The sequence below is a fragment of the Microbacterium ureisolvens genome (assembly GCF_019511645.1).
Lineage (GTDB): Bacteria > Actinomycetota > Actinomycetes > Actinomycetales > Microbacteriaceae > Microbacterium > Microbacterium ureisolvens_A.
The window spans coordinates 162,313-179,168 of sequence record NZ_JAEUAX010000003.1 but is presented as its reverse complement, the minus strand read 5'-3'; the positions used below and the strand labels follow the sequence as shown (position 1 = coordinate 179,168).

General features: G+C 69.2%; 17 protein-coding genes and 1 tRNA gene. 11 read left to right on the top strand and 7 right to left on the bottom strand.

Annotated elements, in window-relative coordinates; genetic code table 11:
- Positions 1-6: 6 nt before the first annotated feature.
- Complete coding sequence (locus JNB61_RS07400) at positions 7-2,085, top strand: bifunctional lysylphosphatidylglycerol flippase/synthetase MprF (protein ID WP_220339209.1); 2,079 nt, start codon at positions 7-9, stop codon at positions 2,083-2,085.
- 91 nt (positions 2,086-2,176) lie between these two features.
- On the opposite strand, the gene JNB61_RS07395 is transcribed toward JNB61_RS07400, so the two are convergent.
- Positions 2,177-2,383, bottom strand: a complete 207-nt coding sequence (locus tag JNB61_RS07395; RefSeq protein ID WP_109208752.1) for a cold-shock protein — start codon at positions 2,381-2,383, stop codon at positions 2,177-2,179.
- Positions 2,384-2,768: 385 nt separating this feature from the next.
- Between JNB61_RS07395 and JNB61_RS07390 the strand changes: the two genes are divergently transcribed.
- Positions 2,769-3,401, top strand: a complete 633-nt coding sequence (locus JNB61_RS07390) for a GntR family transcriptional regulator (RefSeq protein ID WP_220288938.1) — start codon at positions 2,769-2,771, stop codon at positions 3,399-3,401.
- 45 nt (positions 3,402-3,446) lie between these two features.
- A complete protein-coding gene (locus JNB61_RS07385) occupies positions 3,447-3,938 on the top strand; it encodes a GNAT family N-acetyltransferase (protein WP_220288937.1) in 492 nt (163 codons plus the stop codon).
- A 65-nt stretch (positions 3,939-4,003) separates the two neighbouring features.
- Here the strand turns inward: JNB61_RS07385 and JNB61_RS07380 are convergent.
- Positions 4,004-4,087: transfer RNA gene (locus JNB61_RS07380), tRNA-Leu, on the bottom strand.
- Positions 4,088-4,244: 157 nt separating this feature from the next.
- Between JNB61_RS07380 and JNB61_RS07375 the strand changes: the two genes are divergently transcribed.
- The 7 genes from JNB61_RS07375 (at position 4,245) to pknB (ending at position 13,132) form a co-directional block, all read left to right on the top strand.
- Entirely contained in the window at positions 4,245-4,988 is a 744-nt protein-coding gene (locus JNB61_RS07375) for an FhaA domain-containing protein (protein ID WP_220339208.1), read from the top strand.
- Positions 4,985-5,527, top strand: coding sequence for an FHA domain-containing protein FhaB/FipA (locus tag JNB61_RS07370; RefSeq protein ID WP_159840691.1), 543 nt, complete (start codon positions 4,985-4,987; stop codon positions 5,525-5,527). Before JNB61_RS07375 ends, JNB61_RS07370 begins: the two co-directional genes overlap by 4 nt.
- Before the next feature lie 18 nt (positions 5,528-5,545).
- Positions 5,546-6,784, top strand: a complete 1,239-nt coding sequence (locus tag JNB61_RS07365; RefSeq protein ID WP_220288935.1) for a PP2C family protein-serine/threonine phosphatase — start codon at positions 5,546-5,548, stop codon at positions 6,782-6,784.
- Positions 6,781-8,175, top strand: coding sequence for an FtsW/RodA/SpoVE family cell cycle protein (locus JNB61_RS07360; protein WP_159840695.1), 1,395 nt, complete (start codon positions 6,781-6,783; stop codon positions 8,173-8,175). Before JNB61_RS07365 ends, JNB61_RS07360 begins: the two co-directional genes overlap by 4 nt.
- A gap of 1 nt (position 8,176) precedes the next feature.
- Positions 8,177-9,637, top strand: a complete 1,461-nt coding sequence (locus tag JNB61_RS07355; RefSeq protein ID WP_220288934.1) for a peptidoglycan D,D-transpeptidase FtsI family protein — start codon at positions 8,177-8,179, stop codon at positions 9,635-9,637.
- A complete protein-coding gene (locus JNB61_RS07350) occupies positions 9,634-11,343 on the top strand; it encodes a serine/threonine-protein kinase (RefSeq protein WP_220339207.1) in 1,710 nt (569 codons plus the stop codon). The genes JNB61_RS07355 and JNB61_RS07350 overlap by 4 nt, the downstream gene beginning before the upstream one ends.
- A 94-nt stretch (positions 11,344-11,437) precedes the next feature.
- Positions 11,438-13,132 carry a Stk1 family PASTA domain-containing Ser/Thr kinase gene (gene pknB / locus JNB61_RS07345; protein WP_220339206.1) on the top strand — a complete coding sequence of 565 codons (1,695 nt, stop codon included), beginning with the start codon at positions 11,438-11,440 and terminating at the stop codon, positions 13,130-13,132.
- A 35-nt stretch (positions 13,133-13,167) separates the two neighbouring features.
- Here the strand turns inward: pknB and JNB61_RS07340 are convergent, their stop codons facing one another.
- Genes JNB61_RS07340 through JNB61_RS07330 form a run of 3 tightly spaced genes read right to left on the bottom strand, consistent with a single transcriptional unit; the run spans position 13,168 to position 14,791 of the window.
- Entirely contained in the window at positions 13,168-13,806 is a 639-nt protein-coding gene (locus tag JNB61_RS07340) for an anthranilate synthase component II (protein ID WP_220339205.1), read from the bottom strand.
- Positions 13,803-13,991 carry a hypothetical protein gene (locus JNB61_RS07335; RefSeq protein WP_220339204.1) on the bottom strand — a complete coding sequence of 63 codons (189 nt, stop codon included), beginning with the start codon at positions 13,989-13,991 and terminating at the stop codon, positions 13,803-13,805. Before JNB61_RS07335 ends, JNB61_RS07340 begins: the two co-directional genes overlap by 4 nt.
- Positions 13,991-14,791, bottom strand: coding sequence for a class E sortase (locus tag JNB61_RS07330; protein WP_308289146.1), 801 nt, complete (start codon positions 14,789-14,791; stop codon positions 13,991-13,993). The genes JNB61_RS07335 and JNB61_RS07330 overlap by 1 nt, the downstream gene beginning before the upstream one ends.
- Positions 14,792-14,846: 55 nt before the next feature.
- On the opposite strand from JNB61_RS07330, the gene JNB61_RS07325 reads away from it, so the two are divergent.
- The gene (locus JNB61_RS07325; RefSeq protein WP_045301992.1) at positions 14,847-15,086 is read left to right on the top strand and encodes a cell division protein CrgA; all 240 of its coding nucleotides are present in this window, start codon (positions 14,847-14,849) and stop codon (positions 15,084-15,086) included.
- A 166-nt stretch (positions 15,087-15,252) separates the two neighbouring features.
- Here the strand turns inward: JNB61_RS07325 and JNB61_RS07320 are convergent, their stop codons facing one another.
- Together JNB61_RS07320 and JNB61_RS07315 are read right to left on the bottom strand one after the other, a co-directional pair.
- Complete coding sequence (locus JNB61_RS07320) at positions 15,253-16,146, bottom strand: rhomboid family intramembrane serine protease (protein ID WP_159840709.1); 894 nt, start codon at positions 16,144-16,146, stop codon at positions 15,253-15,255.
- Positions 16,147-16,235: 89 nt separating this feature from the next.
- Positions 16,236-16,808, bottom strand: a complete 573-nt coding sequence (locus JNB61_RS07315; protein WP_159840711.1) for a peptidylprolyl isomerase — start codon at positions 16,806-16,808, stop codon at positions 16,236-16,238.
- Between the last annotated feature and the right edge of the window lie 48 nt (positions 16,809-16,856).

Below are 16,856 nucleotides of genomic sequence, written 5' to 3'. Positions count from 1 at the left end.
AACCCCATGAGCGACGGGGCGACTCAGAGACCTGACCGCATGCTCGCCGGGGTGAGGCGGCTTCCGGCGACACTCACGATGATCGCGCTGATCCTCGTGGCGGGCGTCGTCTGGCAGGGGCTGTGGCGGCCCTTCGAGGAGTCCGACCTCTTCGACGTCGTCGCATACGGACTGCCCGCCTTCGAGGCGGGGCGGTGGTGGACGCCGTTCACCGGCACGTTCTTCGTCAACGCGCCGTGGGTCTACGCGTTCACGATCGCAGGGTTCGTCGGCATGGCGTACCTGGAGTTCCGTCGCGGCTGGCGCGTCGCCCTCGCGTACTACTGGGTCGGTCAGCTGTTCGCGATCTTCGCGACCGCCCTCGTGCTGTGGGGCTGCTCGGCGATCGCATCGTGGGACTGGGCACAGGCGCAGGCCGCCGCATTGGACGTCGGCGCGTCGGGCGGCACGATGGCCTGCGTCGCCGCGGCCGTCGGCCTGCTGCGCAGTCCCTGGCGCGTGCGCGCGTGGCTCGTCCTCTTGGGCTTCGTGTTCGTGGCGATGCTCTTCTGGGGCACGCTCGCCGATCTCGAGCACCTGCTCGCCGTGCTCCTCGTGCTCTTCGTCGATCGCTCGCTGCGCCTCCAGCGCACCACGATGCGCGAGCAGCGCCTGATCGCGTTCATCTCCGTGCTGGTGCTCGGCGCGATCGAGGTCATCACGATCCTCGTGCCGACGAACGGCCCGTTCGGACCCACCGAGCCGGCCTCGGGCGGCTTCTGGGACTTCCTGATCGACGTCGTCATCATCGTGATCATCGCCAACGGGCTCCGGCGCGGGCGCCGGTGGGCGTGGGTGCTCGCCGTCATTCTGGCCGCCTTCAACATTCTGACGGCACTCCTCGTCGGGGCGGCCGTCATCATCGCCTCCGAAGCCCAGGTCGAGGCGACGATCGACGGCGAGACGGAGCTGTCCCTCGCGAGCGGCGCGATGTGGCTGCTCATGCTCGTCTACCTGATCTGGGTGCGCCACGCCTTCCGCGCCCGGCGTCGGTCGCGCATCGGCCGGCAGCCCGCGCCCGGCGTCGAGGACGTGAAACGGATGCTGCACGCCCACGGGGGCGGAACCCTCTCGTGGATGACCACGTGGGAGGGGAACGCCTACGCGCGCACGACCGGTGGCATCGTCGCGTATCAGCGGCGAGCGGGTGTGGCGCTGGCCCTCGCGGACCCGATCGGTCCGGAGGCGTCGCGCGCAGCATCCGTGCAGGAATTCATCCGCGATGCCGAGCGGGCGGGGCTGATCCCGTGCTTCTTCAGCGCCGACGAGGCCACGCGCGCCGCCGTGCCGGGGTCATGGCGCAGTCTGGTCGTCGCCGACGACACGATCGTCGATCTCCCCGGCCTCGAGTTCACCGGCAAGCGGTGGAACTCGGTGCGCTCGTCGCTCAATCGAGCCGGGCGTGAGGACATGACCTTCCGCATGACCCGCCTCAAGGAGGAGCCATGGGGCGTGCAGCAGCAGCTGCGGGCGATCTCGGAGATGTGGGTGGGCGACAAGGGTCTTCCCGAGATGGGGTTCACCCTCGGCACGCTCGTCGAGGCGGAGGACCCGGAGGTGCGGCTCGCCCTGGCGCTCGCGCCGAACGGCGACGTCGACGGCTTCTTGTCGTGGCTGCCGGTCTATGGCGAGGGCGGCGCTGTCAAGGGATGGACACTGGACCTGATGCGCCGGCGCGAGGGAGGGTTCGGCCCGGTGATGGAGTTCTTGATCGGCTCCTCGGCGAGGCAGTTCTCCGATGAGGGCGCGGAGATCATGTCGCTGTCGGGGGCACCGCTCGCCCACGACTACCCGCCGGACGCCGGCATGATCGCCGCGCTCAGCGACAGGCTCGCCGACACGCTGGAGCCGGTGTACGGGTTCCGGTCGCTGCATCGCTTCAAGCAGAAGTTCCACCCGCGGTACGAGACCATGTACCTGCTGTTCCGCGACGAGAGCGACCTCACCCGGATCGGCGGCGCACTCGCCCGGGCGTTCCTGCCCGACGCGACGCTGCGTCAGTTCGCCGGCGCGGGAATCGAACTCGTGCGCGGCGCCCGGGACTGAGCCGCGGTTCGATCGCTTGCGCGCGACGAAGCCGCGGCACCCACCGATGGGATACCGCGGCTTCGACCGCGCGAAGCGATCGGTCCGCCGCTCAGAGCGGACGGATGTTCTCGGCCTGGAGGCCCTTGGGTCCCTGCGCGATCTCGAACTCGACGCGCTGGTTCTCCTCGAGGGAGCGGTATCCACCCGACTGGATCGCACTGTAGTGCGCGAAGACGTCTGCGCCGCCCTCATCGGGGGCGATGAAGCCGAATCCCTTCTCCGAGTTGAACCACTTGACGGTGCCCTGCGTGCTCATTACTTGCCGTTCTTCGTTGATCTCGTCGCGATTGCGGCGATTGCATCCAACGTAGTGAACAGGCGGGCGCGCGGCGAGACCCAGTTGCGAAGGTGACACAAATGTTGCAGAGCAGCCGGTGGACCACCGTGCCCGATTCCATGAGCCATCGTCCGCCCGGGCTGAGCTCCGCTCGAAAGCCCGGGCGTCGACGGATCCCCCCGGATAAGCCACGTCGTAACGTGGACAGGAAACATCGTACCGATATATCAGTGCGAGAGCGAGGCCGGATCCTCAGTGTTTGCGCACTTTCTGGTGACGTCCGGCGGGCTGGCGGGGAACCGCCTGAAGGCCACCTCAAGAGGGTCTATGCAGCTGAATCCTCCGGCGTACACTGGTGCCACTCATGACCGCCCCCTTCGTCCCGCTCGAGCCGAGCCGCGCCGTGCTCGGAGACGAGGTGTACGCCCGCCTGGGGGAGGCCATCCTCGACGGCCGCCTGGCTCCTGGCGACCGGCTGCGCGACCAGGAGCTGGCCGAATGGCTCGGAGTCTCCCGCACACCGGTGCGCGAGGCGCTGCAGCGCCTGGAGCGCGCGGGACTCGTCGAGGTGTCCCCGCACCGCTACACGCGGGTGTCCCACCCCAATCAGCAGAACGACACGCTCGAGCTCGTCGCCTTCAACATGGGCATCGCGGTGCGCATGGCATCCGAACGCGCCGACGCGGAGACGCTCGAGCTCGCGCTGGAACGACTCGACGACGTCATCGCGGCCTCCCGCGCCAACGACCCCGACGCCCTCGCCGTGGCCAGCCACGCTTTCTTCTTCGTCGTCACCCGTGCGAGCGGTAACTTCGCCCTGCTGCAGTTCGTCCGCGAGTACGAGTTCGCGATCCGGCGCGACATGGTCGGCTGGCGGCCGTTCATCGAATGCCCCGTCGGGCGCACGTCCGCCTACGAGGACTTCCGCGCCGCATTCGTCGCCCGCGACGCCGACCGCGCCGAATCCCTCCTCCGCGGCATCCACGGCCTGAACTGATCCGCGCCCTTTCTCGGTGACGGATGCCGCGGCTACCGTGAGACCGTGAACCACATCGAGCTGCGACCTGTCGATGAAGACGACCTCGACGCCATCTTCGAGATGATGCGCGACCGCGAGGCGATCGCGATGGCCGCGTTCACCGCTGAGGATCCCGACGACCGGGACGCGTTCGACGCGTGGATCCAGCGGCAGCTCGCCACCACCGATGTGCTCTCCTTCGTGGTCACCGAGAACGGCGGCTTCGCCGGGACCGCCGCATCCTTCACCGTCGACGGCGACCGCGAGGTCACCTACTGGATCGCCCGCCACGCGTGGGGCCGGGGCGTCGCGACCGCAGCGCTGCGCCATCTGATCTCGCGCGAGCCCATCCGCCCGCTCTTCGCCCGCGCCGCCGCCCACAACGCCGCGTCGATCGCCGTGCTCACCAAGGTCGGCTTCACCGAGGTGTCGCGCAACGTCGACTTCGCCCCGGGCGTCGGCCGCGAGATCGAGGAGATCGTCTTCACACTCCCCCCGGCGCTCGACGGCGCGTGAGCGGCTGCACGCCGCGCCGCGCATGAAAGAAGAGGACCCCCTCACGGGAGTCCTCTTCTGCGCTGTGCGCGAGGGGGGAGTTGAACCCCCACGCCCTTTCGGGCACTGGCACCTGAAGCCAGCGCGTCTGCCTATTCCGCCACTCGCGCGAGCCGCCGGATCCTCAGATCCCGCGAAACTCAACTTCCCGAGGATATCATGCGTCGCGGCCCCTTCCGAACTCGCCTGGTCGGGGGCGCGATCCATGACGGGTACAGCCTGTGCAATTAGCATGTAGCAACCGGCACCCCCCTCTAGAGGAGCTCCGTGGGACTACTTGACAGCTTCGAGAAAGGTCTGGAGCGCGCAGTCAACAGCGCGTTCGCCAAGACCTTCCGCAGCGGCATCCAGCCTGTCGAGATCGCATCGGCCCTGCGCAGCGAGCTCGACAAGAAGGCGGCCGTCGTCAGCCGCGACCGCATCCTCGCACCGAACACGTTCACGGTGCGCCTGGCGGCCGCGGACGACGACCGCATCTCGGCGCTCGGCGACGCGCTCCTGCACGAGCTGGACACGCTCGTCCATGCACACGCGAAGGCCCAGGGCTACTCGTTCGCCGGACCCGTGACGATCGCGATCCGCCGCGACGACGAGCTGTCGACCGGCACGCTCCGCGTCGAGTCCTCGACGGCCCAGGGCGGTCGCGTGTCGTGGCGGGGCGTCGTCGACGTCGAAGGACGCCGCATCCCTCTCACGAAGTCGCGCACGGTCATCGGGCGCGGCAGCGACGCCGACATCACGGTCGCCGACTCGGGCACCAGCCGCAAGCACGTCGAGATCCTGTGGGACGGCGAGCGCGCCATGGTGCGGGACCTGGGCTCCACCAACGGCACGATGCTCGACGGCCGCAAGGTGACGGAGGCGGCGCTCCCGCCCGACTCCACCGTGCGCATCGGCCGCACCGACATCGTGTTCCGCGTCGTCGCGCAGGCGAGCGCGCAGCGGCCCGCGGCATCCGTTGACGATGCCACCCGGGCGTTCGACGCGCAGGAGAGGGGCCCGCTGGCATGAGCGAGCTCACCCTGCTGCTGCTGCGCATCGGGTTCCTGGTGCTGCTGTGGGCGTTCGTGTTCGCCGTCGTGTATTCGCTGCGCGCCGACCTCTTCGGCGTGAAGGTGAGACGGATGCCGGATGCCGCGGCCGCCGCAGCGGTCGCGCCCGCGGCATCCGTGCCCGGCGCCGCGTCTTCCGCGACCGCACCGGTCGCCCCTGCGGCGGCCGCGCCGGCCGCCAGGCCCGGCGGACCGGCCACGACCGCCACCGCGTCCCGCATCGTCATCACGAGCGGTCCGAAGACCGGGCTCGAACTGCCGCTGGGCAACGAGCCGCTCACGATCGGCCGCTCGAGCGAGTCGGGCCTCGTCGTCCGCGACGACTACACCTCGAGCCACCACGCGCGCCTCGTGCTGTGGGGCGACCAGTGGATGATCCAGGATCTCGACTCGACGAACGGCACCTGGCACGACGGTGCCCGCGTGACGGCTCCGGTCCCCGTGAACCTCGGCGCCCCGATCAAGGTCGGCGCGACGACGTTCGAGCTGCGGAAGTAGCGGGCGGACCCCTCGCACATGGTCTTCCAGGGCTCGAGCGCCGCGATCTCGCACACCGGCAAGGTGCGCTCCAACAACCAGGACTCCGGGTACGCCGGCTCGAACCTGTTCGTCGTCGCGGACGGCATGGGCGGCCACGCCGGCGGCGACGTCGCGTCGAGCCTCGCGATCTCGCGCCTGCAGGATCTCGACCGGCCGTTCGACTCGACCGCCGAGGCGGAGCGGGCGCTTCGCGACGCGATCTCCGACGCCGCGGTCGACCTGGTCGACACGGTCGGCGCCCGCCCGGAGCTCGCCGGCATGGGCACCACCGTCAGTGCCCTGATCATGGTGGACGAATACGCCGTCATCGCCCACATCGGCGACTCGCGCATCTACCTGTTCCGCGACGGTGCCCTCACGCAGATCACGACGGACCACACGTTCGTTCAGCGCCTGGTCGACTCGGGCCGGATCACACCCGAGGAGGCGCGCTACCACCCGCGCCGCTCGGTGCTCATGCGCGTGCTCGGCGACATGGACACCGACCCCGAGCTCGACACGTTCATCATGCCGACGCAGCCCGGCGACCGCTGGCTGCTGTGCTCGGACGGCCTCTCGGGCGTCGTCGACGATGCGCACACGTCCAAGGCCATGGGGCTCGGGCTCGCGCCCGGCCGCACCGCCGACAACCTGCTCAAGCAGGCACTCGACGGCGGCGCCCCCGACAACGTCACGATCGTCATCGTCGACGTCGGCGGGCAGCATCCGCTCTTCTCCGGAACCCCCACGATCGTGGGCTCCGCGTCGAACCCGGTCGGCGTCGAGGTGCCTGCCGCCGCCCCCCGGCGCTCGAGCTGGCTGCACCCGAACCGCCAGGCCGCCAATGAGCCCACCCACTTCGAGCCGGCGCCCGAGTTCCTGGAAGAGCTCATAGAAGAGGACCGCCGCCGCGCGCGCCGGCGCCGCATCGGATGGATCGCGGGCCTCGCACTGGTGCTCGTGATCCTCGCGGGTGCGGCATGGCTCGGCTACCAGTGGACCCAGACGCGCTACTTCGTCGGCGCCGACGAGGACACCGTCGTCATCTACCAGGGCGTGCAGCAGGGCATCGGGCCGATCTCGCTGTCGACCCCTTACGAAGACACCGGCATCCCGCTCGATTCGCTCTCGAACTTCGCCCGTGCGACGGTGGAGCAGACCATCTCGGCGAACTCGCTGTCGCACGCGCGGCAGATCGTGTCGGGAATCAGCGACCTGGCGGGAGGAGGCGGGTGAACGCATCCACGAACACGCCCACCGACGCCGTCTCCGCCGACACCGCCGTCGTGCGGGCGCTGCGGCGCATCCGCGTGCCGCAGACCCAGCGTAACCGCGAACTGGCGCTGCTGATCTTCGCTTTCGCGATCAACGGGTCGGCGATCGCGCTCGTTCAGCTCGGCGCGCAGGGCGTCATCGACTGGACGTTCCTCGTCTACTGCGGAGGCCTCACCGCCCTCGTGATCGCCCTGCACATCCTGCTGCGTCTGCGCGCCCGCGCCGCCGACCCGTTCGTCGTGCCGATCGCGACGCTGCTCACCGGCCTCGGTCTCGCGATGATCTACCGGCTCGATCTGTACTGGGAGCGCCACGGGTGGGACGCGTTCTCGACGCGTCAGCTCGCGTGGGCGGCGATCGCCCTGGTCGCGGCCATCCTCGTCGTGATGTTCCTCAAGAACTACCGCGTGCTGTTCCGGTACACGTACATCTTCGGCTTCGTCGGCATCGTGCTGCTGATCCTGCCGGTGATCCCGGGACTCAGCGGCGGCGGCAATGCCGACGTGTGGGTCGACCTGGGCTTCTTCACGTTCCAGCCCGGCGAGCTCGCGAAGATCGCGCTCGGCATCTTCTTCGCCGGCTATCTCGTCCGAACGCGCGAGAGCCTGACCTCGACCGGCACACGCTTCCTCGGCATGACCTGGCCGAGGGCTCGGGAGCTCGGGCCGCTGCTGGTGATCTGGCTCGTGTCGCTCGGCATCATCGTGCTGCAGCGCGACCTCGGCACCGGCGTGCTCATCTTCGGCATGTTCGTCGCGATGCTCTACGTCGCCACCGGCAAGACCAGCTGGGTGCTCATCGGCGTCGTGCTCGCGGTGTCGGGCGCGTTCCTCGCCTCGCGGATCCTGCCGTACGTCGGCGCGCGCTTCAACAACTGGCTCGACGCCTTCAACCCCGAGCTGATGGACAACTCCAGCTACCAGCTCGTCAACGGCATCTTCGGCATGGCGAACGGCGGCCTGCTGGGCACCGGCCTCGGGCAGGGGCGGCCGTACCTCACGCCCGTCGCCGAGAGCGACTACATCCTCCCGGCGCTCGGCGAGGAACTCGGCCTCATCGGCGTCTTCGCGATCCTGTGCCTGTACATGGTGTTCACGAGTCGCGGCATCCGCATCGGCCTCGCCGGGCAGGACGACTTCGGCAAGCTCCTGGCCACCGGGCTGTCGTTCACGATCGCGCTGCAGGTGTTCATCATGGTCGGCGGCGTCACGCGCCTCATCCCGCTCACCGGCCTCACGACGCCGTTCCTCGCCGCGGGCGGCTCGTCGCTCGTGGCGAACTGGATCATCGTCGCCCTGCTCTTGCGCATCTCCGATGCGGTCCGCAGCCGGCCGAGGGTGGTGATCGGCTGAGATGACGAAGGAATTGAGAAGGCTCAGCATCCTGATGCTGGTCATGTTCCTCGCCCTGTTCGCCTCGACCAGCTGGATCCAGGTGATCCAGACCGACGAGCTGGCCGCGAACCCCGCGAACCGGCGGTCGCTGTACGACTCGTACGAGGTGCAGCGCGGATCGATCATCGCGAGCGGTTCGGCCATCGCGTCGTCGGTGCCGTCCGGCGACCTCTACAGCTGGCAACGTGTCTACACGGATGCCCAGATGTGGGCGCCCGTCACCGGCTACATCAATCCGGCCCTGAACTCGGCGACCGGCATCGAGCAGGCCATGAACCAGGAGCTCAGCGGTACGGCGGGTTCGCAGTTCCTGTCACGCATCGAGCGGATCTTCACGGGGCAGCCCCCGCGCGGATCGAACGTCGTGCTCTCCCTCGACGCCGACGTCCAGCGCGCGGCGTACGAGGCGCTCGGAGACCTGCAGGGCGCGGTCATCGCCATCGAACCGGCTACCGGGCGCGTGCTGGCGATGGTCACGAGCCCGAGCTTCGACACCAATGTGCTGGCCTCGCACGCCACAAGCGAGGTGAACGCCGCCTACGACGCTCTGGTCGCCGATCCCGGCAAGCCGCTGTCGAACCGCGCGATCGCCGGCGACCTCAACCCTCCCGGCTCCACCTTCAAGCTCGTCGTCGCCTCGGCGGCCCTTGCGTCCGGTGAGTACACGCCCCAATCCACGCTTCCGAACCCGGCGACCTACCAGCTGCCGCAGTCGTCGAGCGTCGTGCACAACGCCAGCGGAGGGACGTGCGGCGCCGGCGACACCGTCACCCTCGCCGACGCTCTGCGGCTGAGCTGCAACATCCCGTTCGCGGAGCTCGCGGTGAAGCTCGGCGACACCGCGATCCGCGAAGAGGCGGAGAAGTACGGCTTCAACCTGTCGTTCGAGCTGCCGCTGATCTCGACGCCGTCTGGCTATCCCCGCACGATCCAGGACGACGCGCAGACCGCGCTGAGCGGTTTCGGCCAGGGTCAGGTCACGGCGACGCCGCTGCAGATGGCGATGGTGTCGGCGGGCATCGCGAACGACGGGATCGTGATGAACCCGAGGATGGTAGACCGCGTGATCGGCCCCGATCTGTCTGTTCAGAAGACCTTCGACGACAGCGAATTCGGACGCGCCCTCGACGCTGACCTCGCGGACGAGATGGTCGGGATGATGGTCGCCAATGTCCGTGACGGTGCCGCGTCGGGTGCAAGAATAGACGGGGTCGACGTGGCCGGAAAGACGGGAACCGCGGAGAACACGGGCGATGAGCCGTACACGCTCTGGTTCACGGGGTTCGCTCCTGCCGCCAACCCCGAGGTCGCCGTCGCCGTGGTCGTCGAAGACGGCGGCAGGCAGGGACAATCGGGCAGCGGCAACACCATCGCCGCCCCTATCGCGAAGAAGGTCATGGAGGCGGTGCTGGGACGATGAGACCGACGCAGGGCGTGACCTTCGGCGGCCGATACGAACTCGATTCGCGCATAGCGATCGGCGGCATGGGCGAGGTCTGGGAGGCGACAGACCACGTCATCGGGCGAACCGTCGCCATCAAGATCCTCAAAGACGAGTACATGGGCGATCCGGGCTTCCTGGAACGCTTCCGTGCCGAGGCCCGCCACGCGGCGCTCGTCAACCATGAGGGAATCGCCAGCGTCTTCGATTACGGCGAGGAGAACGGCAGCGCCTTCCTCGTGATGGAGCTCGTCCCCGGCGAGGCGCTGTCGACGATCCTCGAGCGCGACGGATCCCTGTCGACCGACAAGACCCTCGACGTCGTGGCCCAGACCTCGGCGGCACTCCAGGCCGCGCACGCGGCGGGCCTCGTGCACCGCGACATCAAGCCCGGGAACCTTCTGATCACGCCCGACGGACGCGTGAAGATCACCGATTTCGGCATCGCACGCATCGCCGACCAGGTGCCGCTGACCGCCACCGGCCAGGTCATGGGCACCGTGCAGTACCTGTCGCCGGAGCAGGCATCGGGGCACCCGGCATCCCCGGCCACCGACATCTACTCGCTGGGCATCGTCGCGTACGAGTGCCTTGCGGGCAAGCGCCCGTTCACCGGCGAGTCGCAGGTCGCGATCGCGATGGCGCAGATCAACGAGCAGCCGCCTGCGTTGCCGGCGACGGTCGCCGCTCCCGTTCAGAATCTCATCATGGCGATGATCGCCAAGAAGCCCGAGGAGCGTCCTGCGTCGGCCGCAGCCGTCGCACGCGCGGCCACGGCGCTTCGCCGGGGCGACGTCGCGGCCGCCGCCGCGGCGGTTCCCGCGATCGCGGGGGCGGCCGCCGCCGGCGACGCGGCGACCCAGCTGCTCGCCTCCGGCTCCGACACGTCCGCGGCGACCCGCCTCATGCCCGCGCCGGGCGAGGAGGGCGCCGAGGAGACGCCGGAGAAGAAGAAGCGCAGCCCGTGGACGTGGCCGCTGATCGCGCTCATCGCGCTGCTGCTGCTCGTGCTGATCGGCACGATCTGGGCCGTCGTCGCGAACTCCGGCAACGAGCCCGAGCCCGACCCGACGAAGACCTCCGCGTCGCCGACGGCAACACCCACCAACACCCCGACGCCGACCCCCACGACGGCGAACGTCGTCGCGGACGACTACGTGGGCCAGGACTGCGCCACCGCGTCGGCCGCGCTCGACGCGCTGGGCCTCGGCGCCAGCTGTCAGGAGGGCAACTCCGCTCCCGATGAGGCCAGCGTCGGCAAGATCTACAGCGTCAGCCCGACGGGCAACGTGCCGAAGGGCACGATCATCGAGCTGACGACGTACGCGGGTCAGACCCCGATGCCCGCTCCGGCTACCCCGACGTTCCAGGGATCCCCGGCGACGGTGGAGCCCGGCGGCGAGCTGACGGTGATGTGGGAGGGCTACACGTGCCCGTCCGGCACCGGCTCGGTGAGCGCGTACACCTTCACGGTTCAGAACGGCACGATCGCCAATGGCCCGAACTTCCCGCAGAACGCGCGCAACGCGACCGTGACCGCGGGCGACGCGGCCGGTCAGACCGTCATCGTCACGTACACCGTCACCTGCAGCGGCGGGACGGCCGGGAACCGCACATCGGGTGCGTCCGCCGAGGCGACCGTGCTGATCGAGGCCGCGGCCCCGACCCCGACGCCCACGCCGTGAGCTTGGCTGAGTGAGTCCTCCGAGCGGGTCGTACGGCACGTGCGACCCGCTCGGGCTCGGCTAGTGTGGCTGATGTTCCAGGCAGGGAGTGACCGTGACAGCTGAGCCGCGCGTGCTTTCGGGGCGCTATCGCATCGATGAGCCGATCGGCCGGGGCGGCATGGCGAGCGTCTACCGCGGGTACGACCTCACGCTCGGCCGCGAGGTCGCGATCAAGATCCTCGACCGTGAGCTGGCCGACGACAACGCGTTCCGCACCCGGTTCCGCCTGGAGGCGCAGGCGGCGTCCCGTATGGCGCATCCGACGATCGTTCGGGTCTACGACGCCGGCGAGGACTCGCTGACCGCACCCGACGGCTCGGTGCGCCCGGTCCCGTTCATCGTGATGGAGCTCGTCAAGGGACGCCTGCTCAAGGAGATCATCGCCGCGGGCCCGGTGCCGGTGACCGACGCCGTCCGCTATGTCGACGGCATCCTCGAGGCTCTCGAGTACTCGCACCGGGCGGGCGTCGTGCATCGCGACATCAAGCCCGGCAACGTCATGGTGACCGATGCCGGTCAGGTGAAGGTGATGGACTTCGGCATCGCCCGCGCCGTGTCGGACTCGTCGTCGACGGTCGCCGAGACCACCCAGATCCTCGGCACCGCCGCGTACTTCTCGCCCGAGCAGGCCAAGGGCGAGCCCGTCGACGCGCGTGCCGACGTCTACTCGACGGGTGTCGTGCTGTACGAGCTCCTCACCGGACGCCAGCCGTTCCGCGGCGAGTCGCCCGTCGCGGTCGCGTACCAGCACGTCAGCGAGGCGCCGGTGCCGCCGTCCGAGGTGAACGACACCGTGCCCCGGGCGCTCGACACGGTCGCCCTGCGCGCCCTGGCGAAGGATCCGTTCCAGCGCTACCAGGACGCCGCCGGCTTCCGAGAGGCCCTCGACGCGACGGTCGACGGCCGCCAGCCCACCAAGCGCCAGGTCGGCGCTCTCACGAGCGAGCTGTACGGACCGAACCCGCGGCAGGCCGCCGAGACGGCCCGGTCGCTGCGTCAGCTGAGCACCGACACGACGATGAAGCGCACGCAGGCCGGTCCGCCGGTCGCGTGGATCTGGGCGGGCGTGGCCCTCCTCGCGGTGCTGCTCATCTCGCTGCTGTTCTGGGTCCTCACGATCCAGCCGCGCGACGAGCTTCCGGACAACGTCCGCGAGGTGCCGGACGTGTCGGGCATGACGTACGAGCGCGCGAACGACACCCTCGCCGATTCGGACCTCCGCGCGATCCGCGTCGACGAGGAGAGCACCGAGGTCGCGGAGGGCAACGTCATCCGCACCGACCCCGAGGCGGGCACATCGGTCACGCCCGATCAGCAGGTGAAGGTCTACGTGTCGACCGGGCAGGACATGTCCACGGTCCCGACGCTCACCGGACTCGGACAGGATGCCGCGACCTCCGCGATCACCGGAGCGGGCCTGCAGCTGGGCACGATCACTCAGCAGAACGACAAGGACCTCGCCGCTGGAACGGTCATCTCGAGCGACCCCGTCGACGGGGCGAGCGTGCCCACCGGCACGATGGTGAACCTCGTGGTGGCCTCGGGCCGGGTGGCCATCAACGACGTGCGGGGCTACACCGTCGAAGCGGCGACGCGGGAGCTCGAGAGCCTCGGCCTGACGGTGATCCCGGCCGAGGACCCGAACTGTGCGGGCTCGACCCAGCCGACGGTGTCGTCGCAGTCCCTGACGCCCGGCGATGTCGCGGTGCACTCCGAGATCACGCTGACGTACTGCACGGGCGCCTGAGCCGTCCGCTCGACGGCCGGACGCTCAGCGCACGCTCAGCGCCGCGGGCTCAGCGCCGCGCCGCGGGACGCAGCATCCGTGTACCCGATCGAGGCGAGCCAGTTGCCGAGCAGGCGGTACCCGCCCTCGGTCAGCACGCTCTCGGGGTGGAACTGCACTCCGACGATCGGCGCGGAGCGATGCGCGACGCCCATGATGACGCCGCTCGCCGTGCGACTCGTGACGACGAGGTCGCCGGGGAGCGTCTCGGGAACGATCGCGAGCGAGTGGTAGCGGGTGGCGGTGAACGGATCCGGCAGTCCCGCATACAGGGGCGAGGAGTCGTGGTGCACGAGCGAGGTCATGCCGTGCATCAGCTCCGGCGCGTGATCGACCGTGGCGCCGAACGCCTCGCCGATCGCCTGATGACCCAGACACACACCGAGGAGAGGGATGCCGCCGGCCGCCGCCGCGCGGACCACGTCGATCGACGCCCCCGCGTCGGCAGGGGTGCCGGGTCCGGGGGAGACGAGGACCCCCGGTCGTCCGGAGATGTCGAGGGGCGGGTCGGCGATGGAGTCCGCCTCGACCAGGTCGGTGTCGGCGCCCAGCTCGTGCAGGTACCCGATCAGGGTGTGCACGAAGCTGTCGTGGTTGTCGACGACGAGGATCGGCGCCGGCGAGGGGGCCGTCACGTCAGGGCCACCCCGGCCGGTGCGGCGGGGAGCGTGACGGTGACCTCCTGCGGGTTCACGAACTGGCTGACCCACGGGAAGACGTAGAAGAGGAGTCCGTACAGCACCGCGGCGATCAGCACGAGCAGGATGAGCACCCGCACCCACCACGGGCCGGGGAGGATCCGCCACAGTCCCGCGTACATCAGGCCACCGCCTGGAGGGATGCCGGTTCGCCGGCGGAGCGGGGGGTGAACGACTCGAAGACGCCGTACGCCACGATGCGCTCGGTCATCGCGTACATCGGGCTGCAGCTGGTGAGCGTGATGTAGGCGGTGCTCGCGGGGACGTCCATCGCCTGGGGAACCGGAAGGAGCACCTCGACCTCGTTCGGTGTGACGTACTCGAGCGTGCGGAAGCGGTAGGTGTACCAGCCCTCCTGCGTCTCGACGACGATCGCGTCGCCGACGCGCAGGTCGGCGATGCGGTTGAAGGGCTTGCCCCACGTGGTGCGGTGCGCGGCGACGGCGAAGTTGCCCACCTCGCCCGGCATCTTCGTGCCGGGATAATGGCCGATGCCGATCGGATCGAGGGTGCGGGCCCGCGTGACGCCACCGGCCATCGGCACGGCGTAGTCCGCACCGAAGCGGGGGATCCGCATGATGGCGAAGGTCTCGGCGTCTGCGGGCTCCGGGATCACCGGCGGCGCGGCCGTGACGGGCTCGATCTGCGGATCGGCCTCGGGGTCGGTCGTCGGAGCGGGCGCGGCCTCGGGATTCTGCTCCTCGTACTGCTGCTGCCACTCCTGCGACAGCTCGGTGCCCTCGGCGTTGCGCTCGGCGCCGTAGATGAGGTCTCCCACCCACAGCTGCCACACGACGTAGAGGAGAACGATGACACCGGCGGTGATGAGGACCTCGCCGATCACTCCGACGACGGACGTGCGCCGCCGGGGGGCTCGGGCCCCGCGAGCAGCTCGCCTCGGGCCGGGCAGCGCGTCATCCACAGGTGGATTCTAATCAGGGCGGGCTGTGGCGTGCCTGGCAGTTAGACTCTTCTGCATGGCACGACCCGGCAAAGACGACGACTCGCTCGTCGAGCGCGCAGAAGGCGAAGCCGCACCCAACCCGGTGTGGTTCAAGCCGATCATGATCGGACTGATGCTCATCGGTCTGGTGTGGATCCTCGTCTTCTACCTGAGCGGCATGGCGTTCCCGATCCCGGACATCGGGGCATGGAACCTCGTGATCGGCTTCGGCATCGCCTTCATCGGCTTCCTGATGACGACGCGCTGGCGCTAGCGACACACTTCGAGAGAGAAACCCCGGTCTATGACGACCGGGGTTTTTCCATACCCGGATGCTGTCGACCCGGCCGATCCGGAGTTGTTAACAACTCTGTTAACACCTGTGAATTACACCGGTGTCATTCTCCCCAGGGTGTGGATGAGCCTGTGGATAACTCTGTTCAGAGGATGACGAGGCCGGGGAGGAGGACCGGCACGAACAGCAGTGCGACCAGTCCCGCGCCGACGGCGACGAGCAGGCCGATCTGCAAGCCGCGCTGGCGGACCGCACGCGTGCGCGTGTAGATGAAGGCGACGAGCACGCCGACGACGAGTCCGCCGACATGGGCCTGCCACGACACGTTGAATCCGGGAATGAACCCGATCACGAGGTTGATTCCGAGTACCAGCGCAATGCCGGCGATGTTGGCGCCGATGTGACGACCGATCACGAGGAGGGCTCCGAACAGGCCGAAGATGGCCCCCGATGCCCCTACCACGGGGGTCGTGAACGACAGGAGCGTGACGGCGACCGAGCCGCCCAGCGCGCTCAGCAGGTACAGCGTGAGGAACCGCCAGCGGCCGAGAAGGGGCTCGAGGCTGCGTCCGATCATCCACAGGGCGAGCATGTTGAGTCCCACATGCCAGATGCCCGAATGCACGAGGGAGACCGTCAGCAGACGCCACGGTTCGAACGTGCCCTGGATGTCGGGGTACAGCAGGGGAGCCCAATAGAGGAGCCATTGCGACACGGTGTCGCCGAACCCGCCCGGGATGAGGGTGAGCAGATACACGAAGACGGTGATCGCGATGATCGTGTAGGTCACCACGGGCTGACCGGACGACGCCGACATCGCGCGCGGGCGAGACCACCGCCGTTCGGCCTTCTTCTGCGCCGGCGACTGCGCCTTCTGCTGGTCGCGGAGGCACTCGGGGCAGATGACCCCGACCGCACCGGGCGTCTGGCACTCCGGGCAGATCGTGCGCAGGCATCGCTGGCAGAGCACGAAGCTCTGTCGGTCGGGATGCCGATAGCAGAAGTTTTCGCGGTTGCGCTGGAAGTCCTGCGTGCTCACGCGGGCCCCGTCTCTGTCTCGCCGGGCTCAGGGATGCGGATGTCCGGGTCCGGGGCAGCGCGTGCTCCGGACCCGGTGGCGCGATGCGCTCAGACCGTGGCGATGTCGATCGACTGGATGACGACGGGCTCGATCGGGCGATCGCCGGCCGCGGTCGGCACGTCGCTGATGGTGTCGACGACGGCCTTCGAGGCATCGTCGGCGACCTCGCCGAAGATGGTGTGCTTGCCCTGCAGCCACTCGGGCCCGCGGCCGCCCTGGCCCGGGACGGTGATGAAGAACTGCGAGCCGTTGGTGCCCTCGGGCTTGCCGGTGATGGCGTTGCGGCGCAGGCCCGCGTTGGCCATGGCGAGCTTGTACGGCTCGGTGAACGTGAGCTCGCCGTTGATCTCGTCGTTGAAGTTGTAGCCCGGACCGCCCACGCCCTGACCGAGCGGGTCGCCGCCCTGGATCATGAAGCCCGAGATGATGCGGTGGAAGATGACGTCCTTGTACAGCGGGCCTTCGCCCGGCTTGCCGGTCGCCGGGTGCGTCCACGCCTGCGAACCGTCGGACAGGCCGATGAAGTTCTGCACGGTGCGAGGAGCCTGGTCGCCGAAGAGATTGACGACGATGTCGCCGTAGTTGGTGTGGATCGTTGCGACAGCAGTGTGAAGCGGCATTCCTACATTGTCTCAGAGTTCCCTGCAACCCCTCCCGTCCGAGCGGCG

Excerpts from the sequence above, each read along its gene's own strand:
- JNB61_RS07400 (WP_220339209.1), top strand. The coding sequence starts at position 7 with ATGAGCGACGGGGCGACTCAGAGACCTGACCGCATGCTCGCCGGGGTG.
- JNB61_RS07395 (WP_109208752.1), bottom strand. The coding sequence starts at position 2,383 with ATGAGCACGCAGGGCACCGTCAAGTGGTTCAACTCGGAGAAGGGATTC.
- JNB61_RS07390 (WP_220288938.1), top strand. The coding sequence starts at position 2,769 with ATGACCGCCCCCTTCGTCCCGCTCGAGCCGAGCCGCGCCGTGCTCGGA.
- JNB61_RS07370 (WP_159840691.1), top strand. The coding sequence starts at position 4,985 with ATGAGCGAGCTCACCCTGCTGCTGCTGCGCATCGGGTTCCTGGTGCTG.
- JNB61_RS07365 (WP_220288935.1), top strand. The coding sequence starts at position 5,546 with ATGGTCTTCCAGGGCTCGAGCGCCGCGATCTCGCACACCGGCAAGGTG.
- JNB61_RS07355 (WP_220288934.1), top strand. The coding sequence starts at position 8,177 with ATGACGAAGGAATTGAGAAGGCTCAGCATCCTGATGCTGGTCATGTTC.
- JNB61_RS07350 (WP_220339207.1), top strand. The coding sequence starts at position 9,634 with ATGAGACCGACGCAGGGCGTGACCTTCGGCGGCCGATACGAACTCGAT.
- JNB61_RS07335 (WP_220339204.1), bottom strand. The coding sequence starts at position 13,991 with ATGTACGCGGGACTGTGGCGGATCCTCCCCGGCCCGTGGTGGGTGCGG.
- JNB61_RS07325 (WP_045301992.1), top strand. The coding sequence starts at position 14,847 with ATGGCACGACCCGGCAAAGACGACGACTCGCTCGTCGAGCGCGCAGAA.
- JNB61_RS07315 (WP_159840711.1), bottom strand. The coding sequence starts at position 16,808 with ATGCCGCTTCACACTGCTGTCGCAACGATCCACACCAACTACGGCGAC.